This is a genomic window from Hydrogenophaga sp., assembly GCF_011772445.1.
Classification (GTDB): domain Bacteria; phylum Pseudomonadota; class Gammaproteobacteria; order Burkholderiales; family Burkholderiaceae_C; genus Hydrogenophaga.
On the sequence record NZ_WVZN01000025.1, the window covers coordinates 20,889 to 40,791 of the forward strand.

At 68.3% G+C, this 19,903-nt stretch carries 14 protein-coding genes; 11 read left to right on the forward strand and 3 right to left on the reverse strand.

Annotated features, from left to right (window positions below):
- The first annotated feature begins 36 nt into the window (after positions 1-36).
- Positions 37-1,200: a hybrid sensor histidine kinase/response regulator gene (locus GTO19_RS11215; RefSeq protein ID WP_291022207.1), complete on the forward strand. Its 1,164-nt coding sequence runs from the start codon at positions 37-39 to the stop codon at positions 1,198-1,200.
- A 19-nt stretch (positions 1,201-1,219) separates the two neighbouring features.
- Here GTO19_RS11215 and GTO19_RS11220 read toward each other — a convergent pair whose 3' ends face one another.
- Positions 1,220-2,206, reverse strand: coding sequence for an AraC family transcriptional regulator (locus GTO19_RS11220; protein WP_291022209.1), 987 nt, complete (start codon positions 2,204-2,206; stop codon positions 1,220-1,222).
- 218 nt (positions 2,207-2,424) lie between these two features.
- Here GTO19_RS11220 and GTO19_RS11225 point away from each other — a divergent pair, with 218 nt between their 5' ends.
- The 7 genes from GTO19_RS11225 to GTO19_RS11255 all read left to right on the forward strand — a co-directional run bounded on the left by GTO19_RS11225 (position 2,425) and on the right by GTO19_RS11255 (position 11,276).
- Positions 2,425-4,167, forward strand: a complete 1,743-nt coding sequence (locus tag GTO19_RS11225) for a carboxylesterase family protein (protein WP_291022211.1) — start codon at positions 2,425-2,427, stop codon at positions 4,165-4,167.
- A 116-nt stretch (positions 4,168-4,283) separates the two neighbouring features.
- Positions 4,284-5,927 carry a 3-(methylthio)propionyl-CoA ligase gene (locus GTO19_RS11230; protein ID WP_291022213.1) on the forward strand — a complete coding sequence of 548 codons (1,644 nt, stop codon included), beginning with the start codon at positions 4,284-4,286 and terminating at the stop codon, positions 5,925-5,927.
- 154 nt (positions 5,928-6,081) lie between these two features.
- Positions 6,082-7,317, forward strand: a complete 1,236-nt coding sequence (locus tag GTO19_RS11235) for a branched-chain amino acid ABC transporter substrate-binding protein (RefSeq protein ID WP_288254792.1) — start codon at positions 6,082-6,084, stop codon at positions 7,315-7,317.
- Positions 7,318-7,397: 80 nt separating this feature from the next.
- The gene (locus GTO19_RS11240) at positions 7,398-8,432 is read left to right on the forward strand and encodes a branched-chain amino acid ABC transporter permease (RefSeq protein WP_291022217.1); all 1,035 of its coding nucleotides are present in this window, start codon (positions 7,398-7,400) and stop codon (positions 8,430-8,432) included.
- 116 nt (positions 8,433-8,548) lie between these two features.
- The gene (locus tag GTO19_RS11245) at positions 8,549-9,796 is read left to right on the forward strand and encodes a branched-chain amino acid ABC transporter permease (RefSeq protein WP_291022219.1); all 1,248 of its coding nucleotides are present in this window, start codon (positions 8,549-8,551) and stop codon (positions 9,794-9,796) included.
- Positions 9,793-10,578, forward strand: a complete 786-nt coding sequence (locus GTO19_RS11250; RefSeq protein WP_291022221.1) for an ABC transporter ATP-binding protein — start codon at positions 9,793-9,795, stop codon at positions 10,576-10,578. Before GTO19_RS11245 ends, GTO19_RS11250 begins: the two co-directional genes overlap by 4 nt.
- 2 nt (positions 10,579-10,580) lie before the next feature.
- Positions 10,581-11,276: an ABC transporter ATP-binding protein gene (locus GTO19_RS11255; RefSeq protein ID WP_291022223.1), complete on the forward strand. Its 696-nt coding sequence runs from the start codon at positions 10,581-10,583 to the stop codon at positions 11,274-11,276.
- Between the two features lie 7 nt (positions 11,277-11,283).
- On the opposite strand, the gene GTO19_RS11260 is transcribed toward GTO19_RS11255, so the two are convergent.
- Together GTO19_RS11260 and GTO19_RS11265 are read right to left on the reverse strand one after the other, a co-directional pair.
- On the reverse strand, positions 11,284-13,365 hold the full coding sequence (locus GTO19_RS11260) for a response regulator (protein ID WP_291022225.1): 2,082 nt from the start codon (positions 13,363-13,365) through the stop codon (positions 11,284-11,286).
- Between the two features lie 79 nt (positions 13,366-13,444).
- The gene (locus tag GTO19_RS11265) at positions 13,445-14,146 is read right to left on the reverse strand and encodes a hypothetical protein (protein ID WP_291022226.1); all 702 of its coding nucleotides are present in this window, start codon (positions 14,144-14,146) and stop codon (positions 13,445-13,447) included.
- A 362-nt stretch (positions 14,147-14,508) separates the two neighbouring features.
- On the opposite strand from GTO19_RS11265, the gene GTO19_RS11270 reads away from it, so the two are divergent.
- The 3 genes from GTO19_RS11270 to GTO19_RS11280 all read left to right on the forward strand — a co-directional run bounded on the left by GTO19_RS11270 (position 14,509) and on the right by GTO19_RS11280 (position 19,840).
- A complete protein-coding gene (locus GTO19_RS11270) occupies positions 14,509-16,623 on the forward strand; it encodes a 3-hydroxyacyl-CoA dehydrogenase NAD-binding domain-containing protein (protein ID WP_291022228.1) in 2,115 nt (704 codons plus the stop codon).
- Positions 16,624-16,651: 28 nt separating this feature from the next.
- A complete protein-coding gene (locus tag GTO19_RS11275; protein ID WP_291022230.1) occupies positions 16,652-17,827 on the forward strand; it encodes an acetyl-CoA C-acyltransferase in 1,176 nt (391 codons plus the stop codon).
- Positions 17,828-17,989: 162 nt separating this feature from the next.
- Positions 17,990-19,840: an acyl-CoA dehydrogenase gene (locus tag GTO19_RS11280; RefSeq protein ID WP_291022233.1), complete on the forward strand. Its 1,851-nt coding sequence runs from the start codon at positions 17,990-17,992 to the stop codon at positions 19,838-19,840.
- Positions 19,841-19,903 lie beyond the last annotated feature (63 nt).

Consider the following 19,903-nt stretch of genomic DNA (forward strand, 5'->3'; position numbering starts at 1 on the left):
TGGCGCCAGGGGGAATAACAACCATGCACGAGAAAAATGCGCACTGACGCCCAGGCCATCCTGTTTGTCGACGACGAAGCCGTGTCCCGCCAGTGGTTCTCGCGTTGCTTCGGCGACGAGTTCGAGATCGCCACCGCCGCCAGCGTCGAGGACGCGCTGACCATCCTCGCCGATCGCGGCGAGTCCTTCGCAGCGCTCATCACCGACTACCGCATGCCCGAGCAGGACGGCATGAAGCTGCTCAAGGTCGTGCGGCGCGAGCACCGCTACCTGGTGCGGCTGCTGGTGACGGCCTATGCCGAAAAGGACGTCGCCATCGCGGCGGTCAATCAGGGCCAGGTGCTGCGCATCCTGGAGAAACCCCTGGAGGACGAGCCCACCCGCGAGGCCCTGCGCGAGGCGCTGTCGCTCTACCGCCACCAGGCGATGGAGCGCGCGCTCAACGAGGGGCGGGCCGCCGCGCTGCGCGAAAGCCTGGGTTTCCTGGCGCACGAACTCAACACGCCGCTGGCCACGGTGCGCGGCAGCGTGGCGGCCGTGCTCGAACGCCACCGCCCGCCCGAGCCGGGCGACCCGCCGGGCACGGTGCGCTTCGAAGGCCTGGGTCCGAAGGAACTGCTGGCCGCGCTGGAGCGCGCCGAGCGGCGCGCGCTGTATTGCCAGTCGCTGGTGGCCACCTTCGTGCAGTCGGCGCGCGACGCCTACCCGGGCGCGGCGCCCCAGACCGTGAGCGCGTCCGGCCTGCTGGGCGCGTTGCTGGACGAGTACCCGTTCGAGGACCGCGAGCGCCGCTGGGTCGAGGCGGAATTGCGGCACGACTTCCGCCTGCCCGGGCGGCGCGACCTGCTGTACCTGGTGATGTGCACGCTCACCAAGAACGCCATCCTGGCGCTGCGCGAGACCCCCTCGCCGCGCCTGCACGTGGCGGTCGACAGCGTGGCGGGGCCGGGGCAGCCGCGTGGCTTCATCCGCTTCATCGACAATGGCCCGGGCATTGCGCCCGACGTGCTGGCGCGGCTCACGCGCGAGCCGGTGACCACCCGCGCCGCCAGCGGGGGCAACGGCATGGGCCTGATGTTCTGCCAGCGCGTGATGCAGGCCGCGGGCGGGCAGATCCGCGTCAAGTCCATCCTGGGTGAGGGCACCACGGTGGAGCTGATGTTCGAGCGCGGCGTGCAGCCGGTGGACGCGGTGGCCTGAGCCGCGCGGGCCCGCCGGTTCAGTCGGCTTCGCTCACCGCCTCGGCGCCCAGCAGGCGGGCCCGGTACTGACCCGGCGACACGCCGAACCAGCGCTTGTTCGCGCGAAAGAAATTGCTCTGGTCAGCAAAGCCGAGCAGATCGGCCACCTGCGCCAGGGCGTAGCGCGGTTCGGCCAGGTACTTGCGCGCCAGGTCGCGCCGCGCGTTGTCCAGCAGCTGCTGGAAGCTCGTGCCTTCTTCGTGCAGGCGGCGCTGCAACGTGCGGTCGGCCATGGCCAGGCCGCTGGCGATGTCCTCCCGCCGGGGCTCGCCCAGGTGCAGGCAGCGGATGATGGCCTCGCTGGCGCGCTGGCCGACGCGGGCGTTGCCCAGGTGCACCATGCGCGCTTCGATGACGCGCCGGTGCATGTCCAGGAGCGCCGGGTCACTTGAGGGCAGGCGCGTCTCCAGGTCCGCGTTGTCGAGCAGCAGGCGCGTGGCCGGTCGATCGAAACGGACCGGGCAGCCGAAGGCGCGCTGGTAGGGCTCGGCGCTCACCGGCTCGGGAAAGATGAACTCGGCGGCCAGCGCCTGCACCTCGCGCCGCGTGATCCAGCGGCACAGCATGGCCAGCGCGAGCAGGCCGTATTCCTGACGCTGGCGCGGGATCGGCTGCGTATTGCCGATGTGACCCAGCACCAGCCAGCATTGCCCCGTGCCTTGTGGCTCGAGTTCGAAGGTGGCGGCGTCGGAGATCACGGCCAGGTAGCGCGCGAAGCTCTCCAGGCCGCAACGCAGCGTGGGGCTGGCCAGCATCACGTAGGCCACCATGTCGTAGTTGACGTGGCGGGTGGCGAGCTCGCGGTCCATGCCCAGCGCCGGCTGGCCCGACCACGCCACCGCCAGACGCCACAGGCGGCTGATGTCCTCGGCATCGAAGCGGGCTTCGGGCTGCTGCAGCAAGGCGATGTCGATGCCGGCCGCCGCGAAGAGGCGCGGCACGTCCAGCCCCTGCGAGGCAAACATGTCGGCGATGCCCCGGACCCAGGTGACCGAGCTGGTCCGTTTCGCTGGGGGTTGGCGTTGTGAAGTCACTGGATTGGCCACGTTGCGATAGCGGCGCGGGGCACGCCCGTTCCTAGAATTTTTTGCGAGGACGGTGTCGCCAGGCGGAGCCGGATTCAACGGGATTTCAGTGCACGGCGCAAGCTGTTGTTTACCCCGAAAACACGAGGAGACAAGACATGTTCGAAAGCACACCGGTGTCGGTGAAATGGGGCATGGCCGCGGCCTTCGCGCTGCTGGCTGCGTGCGGTGGTGGCACCACGGCCGAGCCACCGACGCCTTCTGCGCCACCCGCGCCCGAAGTCCGACAGCTCGCCCAGGGCAGCGTGCGCGGCGTCGATGCCGCCGCTATCAACGGCACCTACCACTGGAAGGGCATTCCCTACGCCCAGCCGCCGGTGGGCGCGCGGCGCTGGAAGGCGCCGGCCGCGCCCCTGGCCTGGAGCGGCATCCGCGACGCCACCGCCTTCGGCGCCGCCTGCCTGCAGAACGGGCGCATCTATGGCCCCGGCGCCAACAACCGGCACGACGCAACCATCGGCACCACGCTGAACAACCCGGTGGGCAGCGAAGACTGCCTCACGCTCAACGTGTGGCGCCCGGCGAACGGCGGCACCGGCCTGCCGGTGATCGTCTTCGTCCACGGCGGCAGCAACATCTCGGGCTACACGGCCGACCCGGTGTACGACGGCGCGGCCCTGGCGCGCGACACCAACACCGTGGTGGTGACGCTGAACTACCGGCTCGGCGTGCTGGGCTTCATGAACCTGCCACAACTCAAGGGCGGCACCGACCCCGACGAGGACTCGGGCAACTTCGCGCTGCTCGACATCGTGCAGGCCCTGCGCTTCGTGCGCCAGAACGCCGCGGCTTTCGGCGGCAACGCCGACAGGCTCACGCTGATGGGCCAGTCGGCCGGTGCCATCAACGTCTGGGCGCTGATGGCCTCGCCGCTGGCCGCCGGGCTGTTCCAGCAAGCGGTGCCGCTGTCGGGTGGCATTTCCCTGGCGAGCAACCTGCCGCCCGGCACCATCCCCACGCTCAACCCCGCCTCGACCTACCTGACGCAGGCCAACGGGCTGCTCGCGCGCCTGGCCATCGCCGACGGCCTGGCCGCCGACTTGCCCGGCGCGCAGGCCTGGGTCGGCACGCAATCGGCCACGCAGATCGCCGACTACCTGCGCGGCAAGAGCGGCGCCACGCTGCTGAGCACCTTGCTGCTGAACGGGCTCACCGGCTCGGGGCCGATTCCCGATGGCGCGGTGCTGCCCACCGACCCGATCGCCGCCATCGCGGCCGGCCACTACCACCGGGTGCCCGTGCTCGCGGGCAACACGGGCGAGGAGGGCAAGCTCTTCGCGCCCTTCCTCACATTGTTCGGCGGCCCGCCGGGCTTCCGGATCGACGACGCCACGCGCTTCAACATGATGGAAGCCTTCGACCCCGACGCGCCCACGGCGCTCACCGAGGGCGACATCCTCGACGCCGCCTACACGCCGTCGAACACGCCGGTCACCGGCTGGAGCGCGCGCGCGGCGCAGCTGTCCGCCGCCTTCATGGCGCCCAGCCGCGACAACGTGCTGAACACGCTCAAGGCCCGGCAGGCTGAGGTCTGGTATTACCGGTTCGACTGGGCGCAGCAGCCCGCGCCGTGGAACACCGTGTACGGCGCCGCGCACGCCTTCGACCTGCCGTTCCTGTTCGGCAACTTCGGCCCTTCGCTGTTCGCCAACACCATCGGCGGCAACGCCAACCGCAGTGGCCGCCTCGCGCTGTCCGCGCACATGATGGCCACGCTCGGTGCCTTCGCGCACCACGGCAACCCCAACCACGCCGGCCTCGGCGTGAACTGGCAACCCTGGCCGGCGCAACTGCGCTTCGACGCGACGCTGACGGTGCCGCAGATCAGCGTCGTGCCCTGAGCCTGTCCCGGATCGGACATGTCGGGGTTTTCTCTCGGGGAGACGCGGCTCTGCACCGCGCTTCAGCCGCTACGATGAACGCCCCATTCCCTTGCCGGTAGACAGGAGACATTCACATGCTGGGCCAGATGCAGAGCCAACCGCTGCTCATTTCGAACCTCATCGTGCACGCCGAGCGGCACCACGGCGCCACCGAGATCGTTTCGCGCCGCGTCGAGGGCGACATCCACCGCACGACCTGGGCCGAGGTCTCGCGCCGCTCACGCCGGGTGGCCAATGCGCTCGACGGGCTGGGCCTGGCTTTCGGTGACCGGGTGGCCACCCTGGCCTGGAACGGCTACCGCCATCTGGAACTCTATTTCGGCGTCAGCGGCACCGGCCGCGTGCTGCACACGCTCAACCCGCGCCTGCACCCCGAGCAACTGGTGTGGATCGTCAACCACGCCGAGGACCGGGCCCTGTGCTTCGACATGACGTTCCTGCCGCTGGTGAAGGCCGTGTGGAGCAAGTGCCCCACGGTGAAACACTGGATCGCGCTGTGCGACGAGGCTGCACTGCCCGCCGACAGCGGCATCCCCGGCCTCACGAGCTACGAGGCCTGGATCGGCGCGCAGAAGGACAGCTACGCCTGGCCCGAGTTCGACGAGAACAGCGCCTCCAGCATGTGCTACACGAGCGGCACCACCGGCAACCCCAAGGCCGCGCTGTACTCGCACCGCTCCACCACGCTGCACGCTTATGGTGCGGCCATGCCCGACGCCATGGGCTGCTCGGCGCGCGACAGCATCCTGCCCGTGGTGCCCATGTTCCACGTCAACGCCTGGGGCCTGCCGTATTCCGCGGCGGCCGTGGGCTGCAAGCTGGTGTTCCCGGGCCCGGCGCTGGACGGCAAGTCGGTCTACGAACTCATCGAGGCCGAGCGCGTGACCATGGCCGCCGGCGTGCCCACGGTCTGGCAGATGCTGCTGGGGCACCTGCAGCAGAACGGGTTGAAGTTCAGCACCCTCAAGCGCACGGTGATCGGCGGCTCGGCCTGCCCGCCGGCCATGATCAACGCCTTCAACGACCAGTACGGCGTGGACGTGCTGCACGCCTGGGGCATGACCGAGATGTCGCCGCTGGGCACGGTGTGCACGCTGAAGAACGCGCAGCTGGCCTTGCCTGCCGAAGAGCAGCTCAAGGTGCGCCTCAAGCAGGGCCGCGCCATCTTCGGCGTGGACATGAAGATCGTGAACGAGGCCGGCGAGGAGCTGCCCTGGGATGGCAAGGCCTATGGCGACCTGCTGGTGCGCGGGCCCTGGATCATCGCCAGCTACTTCAAGGGCGAGGGCGGCGACCCGCTGCGCTACGACGCCCAGGGCCACGGCTGGTTCCCCACCGGCGACGTGGCCACCATCGACGCCGACGGCTTCATGCAGATCACCGACCGCACCAAGGACGTGATCAAGTCCGGCGGCGAATGGATCAGCTCCATCGACGTGGAGAACATCGCCATGGCGCACCCGGCCGTGGCCATGGCGGCCTGCATCGGCATGAAGCACCCCAAGTGGGACGAACGGCCCATCGTGGTGGTGGTGAAGAAGCCCGGCGCCGAGGTCACGCGCGACGAACTGCTGAAGTTCTACGAGGGCAAGACCGCCAAGTGGCAGATCCCGGACGACGTGGTCTTCGTCGAGGCCATTCCGCTCGGTGCCACCGGCAAGATGCAGAAGATGACGCTGCGCCAGCAGCTGAAGGGTTACGTGCTGCCGGGGCTGTGACGGTCGCTCGGTGACACCCGCGTGGCCGCACCATGACGGCGCGGGGTGTCGCCCAGGGGATAGGAGCCCGGGCAATCCCTGAAGCGCCCCGGTGCCGATGCGACTTACCCTGCGCAGGTTTGTGGTTCAACGGATTCATCAAGGAGACAAAGGCATGAAACTGACCGTGAAGATCCTCGCCGGCGCCGCCATGCTGGCCGCCGCGGGCGCGTCCTTCGCCCAGGCGGGCGAGACCGTGAAGATGGTGCGCATCGACCCCCTGACCGGCCTGCTGGGCCCCGTGGGCGTGAGCCAGTTCAAGGGCTACCAGTTCTTCGCCGAGAAGTTCAGCGGCAAGGGCAACCCGGCCGGCGTGAAGTTCGAGATCACGGCGATCGACAACAAGCTCAGCCCCGCCGAAAGCCTCAACGCGCTGAAGGCGGCCATCGACCAGGGCGCGCGCTACATCATCCAGGGCAACGGTTCCTCGGTCGCGCTGGCGCTGTCCGACGCGGTCGAAAAGCACAACGCGCGCAACCCCGGCAAGGAGGTCATGTACCTCAACGACTCGGCCGTGGACCCGGACCTCACCAACAGCAAGTGCAGCTACTGGCACTTCCGCTTCGACGCCGACACCTCCATGAAGATGGAGGCCATGTCCAGCTTCATCGCCACGCAGCCGGACATCAAGAAGATCTACCTGCTCAACCAGAACTACTCGCACGGCCACCAGGTCGTGAAGTACGCCAAGGAAACCATCGGCCGCAAGCGCCCCGACATCCAGTTCGTCGGCGAAGACCTGCACCCGCTGGCCCAGACGCGCGACTTCGCGCCCTACATCGCCAAGATCAAGGCCGCGGGCGCCGACACCGTGATCACCGGCAACTGGGGCTCCGACCTGTCGCTGCTGATCAAGGCCGCCAACGAGAACGGCTACAACGGCAAGTTCTTCACCTACTACGCCGGTGTCACCGGCACGCCCACCGCGCTGGGCACCAACGGCGCCGGCCGCGTCTACCAGATCGCCTACAACCACTACAACATGGGTGGGCAGATGGAGAAGTGGATGAAGGAGTTCAACCAGAAGTACAACGACGACTTCTACACGGGCTCCACCATCCGCATCTACGAGATGCTGGGCGCGGCCATGGCCAAGGCCAAGTCCACCGATCCGGTCAAAGTGGCCGCCGCCATGGAAGGCCTGAGCGTCAAGAGCTTCAACGGCGAGGTGCAGATGCGCAAGACCGACCACCAGCTGCAGCAGCCGCTGTACATGTCGGTCTGGCAGAAGGCCGACGCCAAGTACCCCTACAGCCCCGAGAAGACCGGCATGACGCTGGCACCGGTGGCGGAGTATCCGAACTACGTATCGAGTACACCCACGAGCTGCCAGATGAAACGCCCGGGTTGAGCGAGCAGAGCTCCCCCGAGGAGCCCGAGGCGGGGTGCCGTTTCGGGCTCTTTCAATTTCAACGATGAAGGTCTGAGGGAATGGAGTTTTTCATCATCTCGATGCTGAACGGGCTGAGCTACGGGCTGCTGCTGTTCATGCTCAGCTCGGGGCTCACGCTGATCTTCAGCATGATGGGCGTGCTCAATTTCGCGCACGCCAGCTTCTACATGCTGGGCGCCTACGTGGGCTACACGGTGGCGCAGTTCGTGGGCTTCTGGCCGGCGCTGGTCATCGCGCCCATCGTGGTCGGGCTCATGGGCGCGGCCTTCGAGCGCCAGTGCCTGCGCCAGGTGCACAAGTACGGCCACGTGCCCGAGCTGCTGGTCACCTTCGGCCTGTCCTACGTCATCGTCGAGCTGGTGCAGCTCATCTGGGGCCGCATTGCCGTGGAGTTCCGCCCGCCGGAGTTGCTGCAGGGCCCCGTCTTCACCCTCATCAACCATTCCCTCGATGGCCTGCGCCTGGTCTGGGGCGCGGCCGCGCCCGAGCTGTGCAGCGCCACCGACGCCGCGGTGCGCGTGGTCTGCTCGCCGTTCCCCGCCACGCGCGGCTTCATGATGCTGGTGGCGGTGGTGATGCTGCTGTCGGTCTGGCTGCTGCTCACGCGCACCCGCATCGGCCTGGTGATCCAGGCCGCGCTCACGCACCCGCAGGCCGTGGAGGCCCTGGGCCACAACGTGCCGCGCGTGTTCATGCTGGTGTTCGGTGCGGGCTCCGCACTGGCCGGCCTGGCCGGTGTCATCGGCGGGAGCACCTTCCTCACCGAACCGGCCATGGCCGCCACGGTGGGCTCGGTCATCTTCGTGGTGGTGGTGGTCGGCGGCATGGGCTCGCTCTCGGGCGCCTTCGTGGCCTCGCTGCTGATCGGCGTGATCCAGACCTTCGCGGTGGCCTTCGAGTACTCGCTGCTCACGCTGTTCGAGCAGATCGGCGTCCCGCTGTCCGACAGCCTGCGCAACAACTCCTACATCCGGCTCACGCTGTCGCAGGTGGCGCCCATCCTGCCGTACCTGTTCCTGGTGCTGATCCTGATCTTCCGCCCGCGTGGCCTCCTGGGCAAACGCGAGACATGAAAAACATGAATACACCCCAGCCGCGCTTTGCGCGACCCCCTGAAGGGGGCGTTACCAGCGGCCCGGCAAAGCCGGTTCCGCGGTACCTCCCGGTTCGACCTGGGCATGCGTCGCGCATGGCCATCTGGGGCGGCTTTGCCCTGCTGCTCGCCATCGCGCCGCTCATCTGGGGCAGCGGCCTGGGCCTGACGGTGCTCTCGCAGATGGGCATCGCCATCATCGCCTGCCTGTCCTACAACATGCTGCTGGGGCAGGGCGGCATGCTCAGCTTCGGGCACGCGGTCTACACCGGCCTGGGTTCGTTCATGGCCATCCATGCGCTCAACCGGGTCACCGAAGGCGCCATGCAGATGCCCGTGTCGCTGATCCCCATCGTGGGCGGCCTGGCGGGCCTGTTCTTCGCGGTGCTGTTCGGCTACGTCACCACGCGCAAGTCGGGCACCACCTTCGCCATGATCACGCTGGGCCTGGGCGAGCTGGTGTTCGCGCTCTCGCTCATGATTCCCGAGTTCTTCGGCGGGGAAGGCGGCGTCTCGGGCGACCGCATGGCGGGCGAGCCCTTCATGGGCATCACCTTCGGGCCGCAGCGGCAGGTGTACTACCTCATCGCGGTCTACACCTTCGTTTGCGTGGCGCTCATGTACGCCTTCACGCGCACGCCGCTGGGCCGCATGCTCAACGCCGTGCGCGACAACCCCGAGCGAGTGGAGTTCGTGGGCTACGACACGCAGAAGGTGCGCTACCTGGCCTTCATCATCGCGGGCTTCTTCGCCGGCATCTCGGGCGGCCTGGCCGCGCTCAACTTCGAGATCGTCACGGCCGAGGTGGTGGGCGCCGCGCGCTCGGGCGCCTACCTGCTGTTCACCTTCCTGGGCGGCGCCACCTTCTTCTTCGGGCCCATCATCGGCGGCGTGCTGATGGTGCTGGCGCTGATCCTGCTGTCGGAGCTCACCAACGCCTGGCTGCTGTACCTGGGGCTCATCTTCCTCTTCATGGTGATGTACGCGCCCGGCGGCATCGCGGCGCTCATCATGATGAACGTTCGCGTGGCCGCGTACGGCCGCCTGCGCGAACTCACCGGCAGCTACCTCGCGCTCATCGCCGCCACCGTGGTGATGCTGCTGGGCGCGGCGGCCATCATCGAGATGGTCTACCACCTGCAGCTCAGCACCACGCTGGGCGACGAACTGAACTTCCTGGGCCTGACGCTGCACGCGCGCGGCTGGGCGAGCTGGATCGGCGCGGTGCTGGTCGCGGCGGTGGGCTTCGGCCTGTTCGAGCTCACGCGCAAGCGCTTCGCGCGCCGCTGGGGCGCGATCCAGGAAGACATCGAAAACCAGATCAAGCAGAAGGAGGCGGCGTGAGCGGACCCGCACCCACCCCGGCGCTGGAACTGAAAGACCTGCGCAAGAGCTTCGGCAAGACCGAGATCATCCGCGGCGTGAACCTGGCCGTGCGGCCCGGCGAGCGCGTGGGCATCATCGGCCCCAACGGCGCGGGCAAGTCCACGCTGTTCAACCTCATCAGCGGGCGCTTCGCTCCCACCAGTGGCCAGGTGCTGCTCAACGGCCAGCGCATCGACGGCAAGCGACCCTTCGAGATCAACCGCGCGGGCCTGTCGCGCAGCTTCCAGATCACCAACATCTTCCCCAAGCTCAGCGTGTTCGAGAACCTGCGCTGCGGGGTGCTGTGGAGCCTGGGCTACCGCTACACCTTCCTGAAGTTCCTGGCCGACCTGACCGACGCGAACGAACGCGCCGAGCAGTTGCTGCACATGATCCAGCTCGACCGCAAGCGCGACGTGCTGGCCATGAACCTCACCTACGCCGAACAGCGCGCGCTGGAGATCGGCATCACCATCGCCGGTGGCGCCAACGTGATCCTGCTCGACGAGCCCACGGCCGGCATGAGCAAGAGCGAAACCAGCCGCTTCATCGCGCTCATCAAGGAAGTGACCGAAGGCAAGACCCTGCTGACCGTGGAGCACGACATGGGGGTGGTGTTCGGCCTGGCCGACCGCATCGCCGTGGTGGTGTACGGCGAGGTGCTGGCCTTCGACACGCCCGACGCGGTGCGGGCGAACGAGCGCGTGCAGGAGGCCTACCTGGGTTCCCATGTGGCCGAAGCGCAGGAAGCGGGGCACTGACCATGCTGAAGATCGAGAACCTGCACGCCTACTACGGCAAGAGCCACGTCCTGCATGGCGTGGACTTCGAGGTGCGCGCCGGCGAGATCGTGGCGCTGCTGGGCCGCAACGGATCGGGCCGCTCCACCACCGCCAAGGCCGTGATGGGCCTGGTGGACTGCGAAGGCAGCGTGTCGTGGAAGGGCCAGGAGATCGTGGGCCGCAAGGCCTACGAGGTGGCCCACCTGGGCCTGGGCTATGTGCCCGAGAACCGCGACATCTTCCCCACGCTCACGGTGCACCAGAACCTCATGCTCGGCCAGAAGGGCGCGGGCAAGGGCTCGCGCTGGGGCTTCGACGACATGTACGCCATGTTCCCGCGCCTGAAGGAGCGCCAGCACACCGAGGCCGGCGTGCTCTCCGGCGGCGAGCAGCAGATGCTGACCATGTGCCGCACGCTGATGGGCGACCCGGACCTGATCATGATCGACGAGCCCACCGAGGGCCTGGCCCCCAAGATCGTGGAACTGGTGGCCGAGTACCTGCAGGCACTCAAGGCGCGCGGCGTGTCGGTGCTGCTGATCGAGCAGAAACTCACCATCGCCATGCGCATCTCCGACCGCGCCCTGGTGATGGGGCACGGCAGCATCGTCTTCGACGGCACCCCGGAACAGTTGAAGGCCGACCCGGCGGTGCGCAAGGAGTGGCTGGAGGTCTGAGTCCGGCTCAGGTCGGCGGTGCCGGGTCGGGCGTGGCGCCTGCCCGCACGCCGCAGTACTGCCACAGCGCGCGTTCGGTGGCCTCGAGCAGTTCGCGCAGTTCGCGGGCCCAGGCGGTGCCCGTGGGCCGCTGGCCTTCCAGCCAGGCGGCGTAGCGCTCGCGCGAGCGCGCGTGCAGCGTCTGGGCGCCGACCTCGCCGGCCAGGCCCACCAGCGCATGCAGCGAAGCCGACACCGACTCGCGGTCGCTGGCGGCGGCCGCCTGCTCCAGCGACTGCACGTGGCGCCGCAGGTCCAGCAGGGCGCGTGGCAGCAGGTCGTCCAGCAGGCCCAGGCGGCGGAAGTTCTCGATGCGCGCGGTGTTCAGCAGCTCGGCCGCCGGCGCCGGCGTGGGGGGCACCGGCGCGGTGCTGCGGCCTTCCAGTGCCGCGCTCAGCGCGCGCTGCAGCGCCGTCGGGTCGATGGGTTTGCCCAGCACACCCTGCATGCCGGCCTCGCGGGCGCGGGCCTGCACGGTGGGTGAATCATTGGCGGTGAGCGCCAGCACGGGCACGCGGCCCGCATCGCCGGCCATGGCACGCAGGCGCCGCGTGGCGGCGATGCCGTCGAGCCCGGGCATGTTGATGTCCATGAGGATCGCGTCGGGCAACTGGCCGGCCTCCAGCATGTCCAGCGCCTGCTGGCCGTGTTCGGCCTCCAGCACGGTGAGGCCCAGCTCGCCCACCAGGGCGCGCGCGATGGTGCGGTTGAGCGGCTGGTCGTCGACGATGAGCACGCTGCGCCCGGCGAGCGAGACGCTGGCCGGTGCCACGGTGGTGACCGGCGCGCCCGCGGGCGCCAGCGGAAAGCGCAGCGTGAATTCGGTGAAGCGGCCCCATTCGGAGCGGCATTCGATGTCCCCGCCCAGGCCGCGCATGACGCGGCGGCAGAAGGACAGGCCCAGGCCCGTGCCTTCGGCCTTGCCGGTGGTCTGGAATTCCTCGAACAGGTGCGGCACGAACTCGGGCACGATGCCCGGTCCGCTGTCACGAACCAAGACGCTGGGCACGGGCCGGGTGGTGACCGTGAGCCGCACCGTCATGTCCGGGTGCACAGGCGCGTAGTACAGCGCGTTCTTCAGCAGGTTGAAGAACACCAGTTCCACCGCCGTGGGGTCGCCACGGAAGCGGAAGTCCTGCTCCACCACGACCTGCACGCGCTCGCGGTGTTCGGCGGCATCGAAGGCGAAGTGCTGCACCGCCCTGTGCACGGTCTCGGCGGCCGAGAGGGTGTGCAAGCGGCCCTGGTCGGGCGCGTCCGGTTGCAGTTGCTTGAGCGTGATCTCGATCGCCTGCAGCCCGCGTGCGATGGCCTCGTGACCCTGTTGGACATTGGCCCGCAACTGCTGCACCTGGCTTTGCGCGAGAGCGACCGACTGGTCGGCGCCGCGACCGCCGATGGCATTGGCGATGTTGTCGAGCGCGTGGCGCACCTGCGCCAGGGGCGTGCGCATCTCGTGCGCGACAGAGCCGGCCAGACCGATGTAGACGCGGCGCATGCGCTCGAGTTCGACGCGCTTCTGGCCTTGTTGCGACAAGGCGCCGCCGGCCACCAGCAAGGCGGATCCGCCCGCGGCGAAGACGAAGTCGCGCGGCACGGCGGGGTTGGGGTCGAAGACGAAGTACAGGCCCAGCGCGAGCGCGTAACCGAGCAACAGGATGGTGACACTGTTGCGCCAATCGGCCAGCAGCACGATGAGCACCGTGCACATCACCATGTTCACCACGAAGGGTGTGCCGCCCCCGTTGAGCAGCATGGTGTACGACATCAGGAAGGACAGCGAGTAGAAGACCACCCACCAGGAATACGCGATGTAGTAGGGCTTCAGGCGCTCGGGCCACCAGCGGCGCAGTGCCAGACCCAGGCAGAGCACGACGGCGGGCAGGCGCCACCACAGGTCGTCGTAGCCGCCGTCTCCCGCGGCGCGGCGCAGCACGTACAGCACGGGAAAGGCGATGACGCCCACAACGCCGATCCATTGCAGCAGCGGCCGGTCCAGCTCGTGGTGGGCCCGGTAGCGGTCGAAAAGGCTCCCCCCGCGTTTGCGCATGCGTTTCCTCGCCTGTCGGTGTCACCTCCCTTGCCATCCAGGGAGTGGGGCGCGCCGGCGGTGGCCGCCGGCGCGCGGGTCACTGTAGCAGCAGTGCTTCGCTGGCGGATTCCAGCGGGGCCGGCGCCGTCACGGGTTCGTCGATGTGGAAGGCCCGCATGGACGCCTCGACGGACGCGTGGACCAGCGCGCAGTCCAGGCCGGCCTGACTGCGCAAGGCGTGGATCTGGAAGCCGAAGCGGCGGTACAGGCGCGTCATGCGCATCACGCAGGAGCCGTGCATGTGGTCCACGTGCTCGCGGCGCATCAGCTCCATCAGCGACAGGCGCAGCAGCGGCGTCAGCAGATCGGCGCGGCGGTGCTCGGGCGCCATCACCAGGCGGCCCACCTCCCAGCTGTTGCGGCCCAGGATGGCGGGATCGGTGACCAGGTCGGCCCAGAAGCGCTCGGTCAGCGTCAGGCCATGGCCCGAGGGAATGAAGCGGATGGTGGCGATGGCTTCGTGGCCGCGCATCAGGGCCATGACCACGCCCGCGTCGTCCTTGTTGTCTTCCAGGGCGGCCAGGCCGGGGTCCAGCAGGTACTCGGACTTGAAGTCGGCCAGGTCGCGCAGGTGGGCGATGCGCATGCGGTCGGCGCGTGTGGGCAGCACGAGGGCGCTCAGCGGCTCGGGCGCCTGCCAGGGTGTGACGCCCGGCGCGGACCACGGGACGACGGGCTGACCGAGGACGCGCGCGCCAGGGGGGGATGTGACAGTGGTGAGGTTCTTGATCAGGTCCATGGGAATTCTCCAAACGAAAAGCGATGGGCGGTGGCAGCAAGGTGTGCCAAAGTTGGCACTTGGACATTGTCAATCGCGCATGTCTCACGCAGGAGTCGTGAAAGCCTGGTGTCGCGTGCGGCAGACGCTGTCTGTCGGTCCGCGCGCTGCTTCGGCTTTTGAAGCAGGCGGCGAACGTTTCGGGGGCGATTAGCACCGCCGTATTCGTTTTGATTCCGCGTGGCGTCACACGTAGCGATAACGTCCGCCCGCGTGTTTTGTCCCACCCGCGACAAACGCGGTTGGCGCCCTGGAGGTGCCTTTCTAGAATGTCAAAATCGAACGACCGTTCTTTTCCCCAAACCGCCATCGAAGGAACCCACATGACGGCTGAGTACAAGGTCCATGGAGACATCGCGCTGATCACGCTCAACAACCCGCCGGTCAATGGCCTGGGCCTGGCCACGCGCCAGGGCATCACGGCCGGGCTGGAACAGGCGCAGGCCGACCCGGCCGTCAAGGCCGTCGTGCTCACGGGCGCAGGCAAGGCGTTTTCGGGCGGCGCGGACATCAAGGAGTTCGGCACGCCCAAGGCGCTGGCCGAACCCAACCTGCTGAGCGTGATCCTGGCGGTGGAGAACTGCAGCAAGCCCGTGGTGGCCGCCATCCACAGCGTGGCCATGGGCGGTGGGCTCGAGCTCTCCCTGGGTTGCCACTACCGCATCGCCGCGCCGGGCGCCAACATCGCGCTGCCCGAAGTCAAGCTGGGCCTGATCCCCGGCGCCGGTGGCACGCAGCGCCTGCCGCGCGTGCTGGGCGTGGAGGCCGCGCTCAACATGATCGTCAGCGGCGAGCCGGTGAAGAGCGAGATGCTCGCGCAACTGCCTGGCCAGAAGCTGTTCGACAGGATGGCCAGCAGCCCCGAGAAGCTGCTCGACGAAGCGATGGCCTTTGCGAAGGAAGTGGCGGCGAAGCACGCCGACGGCAGCCCGCTGCCGCTGGTGCGCCACCTGCCCTGCAAGCACAAGGACGGTGACGCCTACTTCCAGTTCGCGCGCAACATGGTCAAGGGCATGGCCAAGAACTTCCCCGCGCCGGCCAAGTGCGTGGACGCGGTGGAAGCCGCCACCAGGCAGAAGTTCGACCAGGGCATGCTCACCGAGCGCGAGATGTTCATCAACCTGATGTGGACGCCCGAGTGCCGCGCGCTGCGTCACCTGTTCATGGCCGAGCGCGCCGCGAGCAAGATCCCCGACGTGCCGGAAGACACGCCGCAGCGCAAGATCGAGAAGGTCGCCGTCATCGGCGCCGGCACCATGGGTGGCGGCATCTCCATGAACTTCCTCAACGCGGGCATTCCTGTGACCATCCTGGAGATGAAGCAGGAAGCCCTGGACCGTGGCGTGGGCGTGATGCGCGGCAACTACGAGGCGCAGGTCAAGAAGGGCAAGCTCAAGCAGGACAAGCTCGACCAGCGCATGGGCCTGCTCAAGACCACGGTGGACTACAACGACATCAAGGACGCCGACCTCGTGATCGAGGCCGTGTTCGAGGAGATCGGCGTCAAGGAGACGGTGTTCAAGAAGCTCGACGAGGTGATGAAGCCCGGCGCCATCCTCGCGTCCAACACCTCCACGCTGGACGTCAACAAGATCGCCAACTTCACCAAGCGCCCGCAGGACGTGGTGGGCCTGCACTTCTTCAGCCCGGCCAACGTGATGAAGCTGCTGGAGGTGGTGCGTGGCGACAAGACCGCCAAGGACGTGATGGCCACCGTGATGGCCGTGGCCAAGAAGATCAAGAAGACGGCGGTGGTCTCCGGCGTGTGCGACGGCTTCATCGGCAACCGCATGATCGAGCAGTACGGCCGCCAGGGCGGCTTCCTGCTCGACGAGGGCTGCACCCCGGCGCAGGTGGACCGCGCCATCGAGAAGTTCGGCTTTGCCATGGGCCCGTTCCGCATGGGCGATCTGGCCGGCAACGACATCGGCTGGGCGATCCGCAAGCGCCGCTACACCGAGAAGCCCGACATGAAGTACAGCAAGACCGCCGACCTGCTGTGCGAGAAGGGCCGCTTCGGCCAGAAGGTGGGCAAGGGCTGGTACGACTACGTGCCCGGCAAGCGCGACGCCATTCCCAACGCCGAGGTGGAGCAGATGATCGCCGAGCACCGCAAGGCGCTGGGCATCACGCCGCGCAAGATCTCCGACGAGGAGATCGTGCAGCGCCTGGTGTTCTCGCTGGTGAACGAGGCCGCGCACATCCTGGAAGAGGGCATCGCCAACAAGCCCAGCGACATCGACGTGGTCTACATCTTCGGCTACGGCTTCCCGGTGCACCGCGGCGGCCCGCTGAAGTATGCGGACGAGGTGGGCCTGTTCAACGTGGCGCAGGCCATGAAGCGCTTCCAGAAGAACCCGCTGGACGACGCGAAATTCTGGGAACCCGCGCCGCTGATCCAGCGCCTGGTGGCCGAAGGCAAGAACTTCAACGGCTGATGGCCGCGATCGAATCAGGAGATATCACATGAGCAACGCCGTCATCGTTTCCACCGCCCGCACGCCGCTGACCAAGAGCTGGAAGGGCGCCTTCAACATGACCCATGGCGCCACCCTGGGTGGCCACGCCGTTCGCGCCGCGCTGGAGCGCGCGGGCGTGGAGGGCGCCGCCGTCGAGGACGTGATCATGGGCTGCGCCAACCCCGAGGGCGCCACCGGTGCCAACATCGCGCGCCAGATCGCCCTGATGGCCGACCTGCCCGTGAGCGTCTCGGGCATGACCGTCAACCGCTTCTGCTCCTCGGGCCTGCAGACCATCGCCATGGCCGCCCAGCGCGTGATCGCGGGTGAGGGCGATGTCTACGTGGCCGGTGGCGTGGAGAGCATCTCCTGCGTGCAGCAGGAGATGAACATGCACATGCTGCGCGACCTCGAGCTGGACAAGAAGAAACCCGAGATCTACTGGAGCATGCTGCAGACCGCCGAGCAGGTGGCCAAGCGCTACAACATCAGCCGCGACGCGATGGACGAGTACGGCGCCGCCAGCCAGCAGAAGGCCTGCGCGGCCCAGGCCGCCGGCAAGTTCAACGACGAGATCGCGCCGATCACGGTGACCGCAGGCGTGGCTGACAAGGTCATGGGCCTCATCACCAAGAAGGTGACCGTGAGCGCCGACGAGGGCCTGCGCGAGGGCACGACCAAGGAAGGCATCAGCGGCATCAAGCCGGCGCTGCCCGGGGGTGTCATCTCGGCCGGCAACGCCAGCCAGTTCAGCGACGGCGCGGGCGCCTGCGTGGTGGTGAGCGAGCAGTACGCCGCCTCGAAGAACCTCAAGCCCATCGGCCGCTTCCTCGGCTTCGCCGTGGCCGGTTGCGAACCCGACGAGATGGGCATCGGCCCGGTCTTCGCGGTGCCCAAGCTGCTCAAGAAGCTGGGCCTGAAGGTGAGCGACATCGACCTGTGGGAGCTCAACGAGGCCTTCGCGGTGCAGGTGATCTACTGCCGCGACAAGCTCGGCATCCCGGACGAGCGCCTGAACGTCAACGGCGGCGCGATCGCGGTCGGCCACCCCTACGGCGTGTCGGGCCAGCGCCTCACCGGCCACGCGCTGATCGAGGGCAAGCGCCGCGGCGCCAAGCACGTGTGCGTGACGATGTGCATCGGCGGCGGCATGGGCGCTGCAGGAGTATTTGAAGTGTTGTGACGCCGCGCGTTGCGCGGTCGCACAACGCCCCCCGCGCCGCTTCGCGTCACCCCCCGGAGGGGGGCGATGCCTGTGGACCGGCAAAGCCGGATCCACGGCATCCTGGGTTCAGACACGCGCTCCGGATGCCGGCCTTCGTTCTGTCTGACTGATGGAGAACCCATGTCCCTTCGCCCCACCGTCGACTTCCTTCTGAATGACTGGCTCGGGGTCGAATCCCTGAACCAGCGCGAGCGCTTCGCCGACCACAGCCGTGAGACCTTCGACGCGGTGCTCGACACCTGCGAGCGCATCGCGCGCGAGAAGTACGCGCCCTTCAACCGCACGGTGGACACGCAGGAGCCGCATTTCGATGGCGAGCGCGTGGTCCTGCCGCAGGCCACGCACGACGCGCAGAAGGCCTACGCCGAGAGCGGCATGCTCAGTGCCGCGCAGGACTATGCGATCGGCGGCATGCAGTTGCCTTACACGGTGGAGGCGGCGGCCAACGCCTTCTTCGCCATGGCCTCGGTCAGCATCGGCAGCGGCATGCTCACCGTGGGCAACGCCAACCTGCTGATGGCGCACGGCACCGAGACGCAGAAGCGCGTGTTCGCGCTCAATGAGTTCTCGGGCCGCTGGTCCGGCACCATGTGCCTGAGCGAGCCGCAGGCCGGCTCCAGCCTGAGCGACGTGGCCACGCGCGCCGTGCCCGATGGCGATGACTTCATGAGCGACCCGCTGGGCCCGCGCTTTCGGCTCAAGGGCAACAAGATGTGGATCTCGGCCGGCGAGCACGAGCTCACCGAGAACATCATTCACCTGGTGCTGGCGAAGATTCCGGGGCCGGATGGCAAGTTGCCGCCAGGCGTCAAAGGCATCTCACTCTTCATCGTGCCCAAGAAACTGGTGGACGCGGACGCGAAGCTGACCGGCGAGCGCAACGACGTGGCCCTGGCCGGCCTGAACCACAAGTGCGGCTGGCGCGGCACCACCAACACGCTGCTCAACTTTGGCGAAGGCAAGTTCCCCGCACGCGCGGATGGCGCAAGCGGCCTGGACGGCCGCGGGGCGGGCGCCATCGGCTACCTCGTCGGCCAGCCCGGCGAGGGCCTGCGCTGCATGTTCCACATGATGAACGAGGCCCGCATCGGCGTGGGCATGGCCGCCACCATGCTGGGCATGGCGGGTTACCACGCGTCCCTCGACTACGCGAAGAACCGCCCGCAAGGCCGCCCCGTGGGGCCCGAGGGCAAGGACCCTTCCAGGCCGCAGAGCCGCATCATCGAACACGCCGATGTGAAGCGCATGCTGCTGGCCCAGAAGAGCTACTGCGAGGGCGCGCTGGCGCTGGAGCTGTACTGCGCGCGCCTGGTCGACGAGCAGCACACCGGCGCGCCCGAGGCCGCCGACGAGGCGCGGCTGCTGCTGGAGGTGCTCACGCCCATCGCCAAGAGCTGGCCCAGCGAGTGGTGCCTGGAGGCCAACAGCCTGGCCATCCAGGTGCACGGCGGCTACGGCTACACGCGCGATTTCCCGGTGGAGCAGTACTGGCGCGACAACCGCCTGAACATGATCCACGAGGGCACGCACGGCATCCAGGCCATGGACCTGCTGGGCCGCAAGGTGCTGATGGAGAACGGCCGCGGCCTGCAACTGCTGGCGCAGCGCATCAACGGCACCATCGAGCGCGCCATGCACGTGCCCGACCTGGCGGTGCATGGCAATGCCCTGGGCCAGGCGCTGGCTCAGGTGGGCGCAGCCACCAAGGCCGCCTGGGCCACCGGCCAGCCGGCCGAGGCTCTGGCCAACGCCGTGCCCTACCTGCAGGCCTTCGGCCACACCGTGCTGGCCTGGATCTGGCTCGACGTGGCCCTGGCCGCGCACGCCGCGCCCGACGGCCCGGCGCGCACCGGCCGGCTGGGCGCGATGCGCTTCTTCTTCCACTACGAGCTGCCGAAGATCGGCGCCTGGCTCGGGGTGGTGAGCCGGCGCGATGCGACCTGCGCGGCGCTGCCGGAAGAGGCGTTCTAGGTGTTGAGTTGCAATAGGTTGTTCCCGGAGAGCCGGGAGGCCGGAGGCTTGTAGCCGAGGGCC